This window comes from Streptomyces sp. x-80 (genome assembly GCF_046549095.1).
Taxonomy (GTDB): domain Bacteria; phylum Actinomycetota; class Actinomycetes; order Streptomycetales; family Streptomycetaceae; genus Streptomyces; species Streptomyces celluloflavus.
The window spans coordinates 1-616 of sequence record NZ_JAJPWM010000079.1; the positions used below are offsets into that span (position 1 = coordinate 1).

Sequence of the window (616 nt, forward strand, 5' to 3'; positions counted from 1 at the left end):
CTAGTGTGATGCGCCAGAAATTCTGATGGTTAGTTCTGCTCTGTTTGCTGCCTGTCGGCACCGACCTTGGTGAGGTAGTCGGCGAGGGAGCTGAGGATCTCGTCGGCGGTCTTGGTCCAGGTGAAGGGCCGTGGGTTCTCATTCCAGGTGTCGATCCACGCGGTGATGTCGTCCTCCAGGGCCTTCACCGACCTGTGGACGCCTCGGCGGATGAGCTTGTCAGTCAGTAGACCGAACCACCGCTCGACCTGGTTCATCCAGGAGGAGCCGGTGGGAGTGAAGTGCACGTGGAAGCGGGGGTGTTTGCCCAGCCACGTCTTGATCTCGGCGGTGTTGTGGGTGGCGTAGTTGTCACAAACAAGGTGGACGTCGAGCCCGACGGGCACCGCCTTGTCGATCCGGACCAGGAACTTCTTGAACTCAATCGCACGGTGACGGCGGTGGAGTTGAGATATGACGGTGCCGTCAGTGATGTTGAACGCGGCGAACAGGCTGGTGATGCCGTGCCGGTAGTAGTCGTGGGTCCGGCGTTCGGGCATGCCCGGCATCATCGGCAGCACCGGCTGTGAGCGGTCCAGCGCCTGGATTTGGGACTTCTCGTCCACGCACAGCACAA

The 616-nt window shown here is 61.2% G+C and carries 1 protein-coding gene; it reads right to left on the bottom strand.

The genetic code is table 11. The annotated features are described in order from the left end of the window. Window positions 1-29: 29 nt before the first annotated feature. Window positions 30-616, bottom strand: a 587-nt coding sequence (locus ACLJWH_RS41980; RefSeq protein ID WP_411147077.1) for an IS630 family transposase, incomplete at its 5' end; no start/stop codon positions are given.